At 51.2% G+C, this 256-nt stretch carries 1 protein-coding gene; it reads right to left on the reverse strand.

Annotation, left to right across the window (positions count from 1 at the left end; genetic code table 11):
* Positions 1 to 256: hypothetical protein (locus AC1RPQ_RS08570; protein ID WP_481762360.1), on the reverse strand; the 256-nt coding region annotated here is incomplete at both ends.

Genomic DNA, 256 nt, shown 5'->3' on the forward strand with positions numbered 1-256 from the left:
TCCTGGGCCGCCAAACCGATTCGCTGATAGTGACACCAATAGCACCTCGATCCCGAGTTTGCTGCATGTCCGTCACAAGTTCCCGAATAGTCATCATCAGGTTGTTGAACGAGTGAACACCATAGCGTCCCTTCGATTCGCGAATCCCGTTTTCGACTTCGGCAACAAGATCAATACAGGTTTGAAGAGCGCGCTTCTGAATCACGGATGCTGCCGAATCAGAATCACCGACCTCCAAGAGCTGCTGTATGTTCTC

This window comes from Dellaglioa sp. CoH-57-MRSF-21, from assembly GCF_056781915.1.